General features: G+C 69.5%; 2 protein-coding genes. Both read right to left on the bottom strand.

The features are described 5' to 3' along the window. A partial coding sequence (gene hrpA, locus R1101_RS0117005; RefSeq protein WP_037223903.1) for an ATP-dependent RNA helicase HrpA occupies positions 1-3,273 on the bottom strand: 3,273 nt, incomplete at its 3' end. 59 nt (positions 3,274-3,332) lie between these two features. Next, a complete protein-coding gene (locus tag R1101_RS0117000; protein WP_016934569.1) occupies positions 3,333-4,283 on the bottom strand; it encodes a TIGR03621 family F420-dependent LLM class oxidoreductase in 951 nt (316 codons plus the stop codon). Between the last annotated feature and the right edge of the window lie 16 nt (positions 4,284-4,299).

The following is a 4,299-nucleotide window of genomic DNA, read 5'->3' as shown; positions in this document are numbered from 1 at the left end:
CAGCCCGGACGTGACAGCCTTCGCCTTCGTCGGTGCCGTGGTGAGCAGCAGGGCGCGCAGACCCTGACGGGTCGCATTCTGCTGGGCCTGCGGCGTGCTGAGGACACGCACTGCCACGCCGTCCTTCTCCGCGACCAGGGCGGGATAGCCGGTGACCTTCCGGCCGCCGACCTCGCGGGTGACGGTCTCCGGCAGGTTCCCGAGGGTCTCGGCCGTCCACACCGCCGCCGCGGGACGTTCGGTGCCCGCAGCAGCGCGCGAGACCTCCGCTTCGACCCGCGGAGCCAACTTCTTCCGCAGGGCCGCCAGGCTCTTGCTGCGGCCGAGCACGGTGCCGCGCTCGTCGACCGCGGCGAAGGTCATCCGCAGATGGTCGGGCAGCGCACCGGGATCGAAGTCCGAGGGCTCGATCGTGCACCGGCCGAGCCGGGACAGCTCGCGGGCCATCGCGTTGACGAGCGGTTCGGAGCGCGGCGTCACCGACGCGAGTGCGGCCGCCGCGAAATCGGGAGCCGGGACGACCTGTCTCCGAAGGTGTTTCGGCAGGGTCTTGATGAGGGCCGTCACCAGCTCGGTCCGCATCCCGGGTACGAGCCAGTCGAAACCGACGGATTTGAGGTTCGCGAGCAGCGCGACGGGGACACGGGCGGTGACACCGTCCTCCTCGGTGCCCGGCTCGAACTGATAGGTGAGGGGGAACTGGATCTCGCCCTGGCGCCAGGCATCCGGGTAATCGCCCTCGAGCACCGAGGCGGCGTCCTGGTTCACCACCGTGTCCGGGGTGAAGGTCAGCAGGTCGGGTTGCTGCTTGCGGGTCTTCTTCCACCAGGTGTCGAAGTGCCGGGCCGAGATCGCTTCCGGGCCGACCCGCTGGTCGTAGAAGTCGAACAGGGTCTCGTCGTCGACGACGATGTCGCGCCGCCGTGCCCGGTGTTCGAGTTCTTCGACGTCCTCGAGCAGAGCGCGATTGTCGTGGAAGAACCTGTGCTGCGTGCGCCACTCGCCCTGGACGAGGGCGTGCCGGATGAACAGTTCGCGCGAGACCTCCGGATCGATCCGTCCGTAGGGCACGGGACGCTGGGCGATCAAGGGGATGCCGTAGAGCGTGACACGTTCGTAGGCCATCGCCGATTCGCGGCGCGTCGACCAGTGAGGTTCCGAGTAGGTGCGCTTGACCAAGTGCGGGGCGAGCTTCTCGACCCACTCGGGTTCGATGCGCGCGGCCGTCCGGGCCCACAGACGTGAGGTCTCCACGAGTTCGGCCGCCATGACCCAGCGCGGTGGCTTCTTGAACAGCGACGACCCGGGGAAGACCGCGAACCGTGCGCCGCGGGCGCCGAGGAAGTCGCGCTTGTCGCCCTCGCGAAGACCGATGTGCGACAGCAGACCTGCGAGCATCGACTTGTGGACGTCGTCGGGGTTCACGTCGCGGTGGTGCGTCTGCCAGCCCATGTCGACGGTGATCTGACGCAGCTGCCCCTGCAGGTCCTGCCACTCGCGGATCCGCAGCCAGTGCAGGAATTCGTCGCGGCACAGTCTGCGGAACCGGCTCGACGACAGTTCTCTGCGCTGTTCCTTCAGGTAGTCCCACAGGCGGAGGTAGGCCAGGAAGTCCGAGCCCTCGACCGCGAACCGGGCGTGCTTCTCGTCGGCGGCCTGCTGGAATTCCGTGGGCCGCTCGCGCACGTCCTGGATCGACAGCGCCGCGACGATGATGAGCACCTCGCGCAGGCATCCGTTGCGGTGGCCCTCGACGATCATGCGGGCCATGCGCGGATCGACGGGCAGCCGGGCGATCTCGCGACCCGTCGCGGTCAGGCTCGGCGCCTCGCCCTTCTTCGCGGGTTCGAGCGCGCCCAGTTCCTCGAGCAGAGCGATACCGTCGCGGATCGCCCGGGGATCCGGCGCCTCCACGAACGGGAAGGCTTCGATGTCGCCGAGTCCGAGCGCGGTCATCTGCAGCACGACCGATGCGAGGTTGGTGCGCAGGATCTCCGGTTCGGTGAACTCCGGTCGCCCCTCGAAGTCGTCCTCCGAGTACAGACGGATGCAGATGCCGTCGGCCACACGACCGCAGCGTCCGGCACGCTGACGCGCCGAGGCCTGCGAGATCGGCTCGATCGGCAGTCGCTGCACCTTCGTCCGCACCGAGTACCGCGAGATACGGGCGGTGCCGGGGTCGACGACGTAGCGGATACCCGGGACGGTCAGGGACGTCTCGGCGACATTGGTGGACAGCACGACCCGGCGGCCCGCGTGCGGCGTGAAGACCCGGTGCTGCTCGGCCGCCGACAGGCGTCCGTAGAGCGGGAGGATCTCGGTGTTGCGGAGCTTCCGGTCGCGCAGCGCGTCGGCGGTGTCCCGGATCTCCCGCTCGCCGGAGAGGAAGACCAGGATGTCGCCGTCGCCCTCGCGCTGGAGTTCTTCGACGGCCTCGCACACTGCATCGACGGGATCGCGGTCGACGAGTGTCTCGCCCACTTCGACGGTCAGGGGGCGATAACGCACCTCGACGGGGTAGGTGCGTCCGGAGACCTCGACGATCGGGGCGGGTGTGCGGTTCGAGTCGGCGAAGTGCTGCGCGAAACGTTCGGGGTCGATCGTCGCGGAGGTGATGATCACCTTCAGGTCGGGGCGACGCGGAAGCAACTGCGCGAGGTAGCCGAGCAGGAAATCGATGTTGAGGCTGCGCTCGTGCGCCTCGTCGATGATGAGGGTGTCGTACTGCCGCAACAGCCGGTCGCGCTGGATCTCGGCGAGGAGGATGCCGTCGGTCATGAGCTTGACGAGTGTCGAGTCGGTGACCCGATCGTTGAACCGGACGGTATAGCCGACGGTGTCGCCGAGTTCGGTGTCGAGTTCCTCGGCAAGTCGCTCGGCGACCGCGCGCGCGGCGATCCGGCGTGGCTGGGTGTGGCCGATCAGACCGCGCACACCGCGCCCGAGTTCGAGGCAGATCTTCGGGATCTGTGTCGTCTTACCCGATCCGGTCTCGCCGGCGACCACGACGACCTGGTGGTCGCGGATCGCGGCGGCGATGTCGTCCTTGCGCTGCGAGACGGGCAGGTCCTCGGGGTAACGGATCACCGGGACCGAAGCCGCGCGGGAGGCGAGCCGGGTACGGGCGTTGTCGATCTCGGCGGCGATCTTGGTCAACGCCTCGCCGTCCCGGGCCCGGTCGAGCCGGCGACGAAGCCGGTTCTCGTCGCGGAGGGAGACCTCGGACAGGGCGGCGCGCAGTTCGCGACGATTCGGGGCGGGAGAGATGGACATGCTGATCACACAGCCTAGCGAAACGGCCCGCTCGGGGCCGGTCCGGGAGGTCCCGGCCCTCAGCCCGAGAGGGCACGCACCCGGCCGATCACCCGAGCGAAGACCTCCCGGTACGGCGCGTGGACCGTGAAATGGCTGAACCCGAAGCGTTCCCGGCTGCGCAGGATCTGCTCGGCCATCTCGTCGACCGAGCCGAACAGCACGAACGGCGAGTCGAGAAGGTCGTCGGCCTCGACGGTCCCCTCCGACTGTTCGGCGAGGGCAACGGCGGTGCCCGTCCGGTCGTCCGTCTCCACGACCGCCTGGAGCAGGGTGTGCCATTCGATGTCGCCGGCCCGGCCTCCTGCCCGTCCTCGCGCGAACGCGACACGGTCGTCCGCTTCCGCCGCGGTGCCGATCCGGAACGTTCCCGGTGGCCGCCCCGGTAGCTGGACGGCGCCCGCGACACTCACGATGTCGGCGTGGGCCGCGGCGATCCGGAGGACCCGGTCCCCGGTGCCCCCGATGATCAGGGGCGGGCCGTGCCCGCCGAATCCGCGACGCTGCACCGGCCGGAGCACCGGGAGACCGAACGCCTCGCGCAGCGCGGCCTGCTCGGCGAAACCGGGTTCGGCGAACGATTGCTGCAGCTCCAGCACGGTGGTCTCGAGGCGGTCGGCGCGTTCGTCGAACCGTTCCCAGTCGATCCCGGCGGCCTCGAATTCCCATTTCATGTGTCCCGCACCCAGACCGACCTCGAGCCGGCCGCCGGTGAGCGCATCGGTGGTCGCGATCTCGCGGGCGAGCAGTGCCGGATTCCAGAACCCGGCGTTGAGCACCATCGTCCCGACCCGCAGACGTTCGGTGGCCGCGGCGGCGGCGACCAGGACGGGGAACGGCGCCGGGACACCGAGATGATCGGCCGCGTACACCGCGTCGTAGCCGGCGTCCTCGACGGCGCGGCACCGGCGAGCGAACGCAGGGGGCGACCCGATCTCGAAGATGTTGACGGAGAAGCGGAACTCGGTCACGCCATCAGCGTGACGG

This window comes from Rhodococcus sp. R1101 (assembly GCF_000278445.1).
Taxonomy (GTDB): Bacteria; Actinomycetota; Actinomycetes; order Mycobacteriales; family Mycobacteriaceae; genus Rhodococcus; species Rhodococcus gordoniae.
This window is presented reverse-complemented; position numbering and strand designations above follow the sequence as displayed.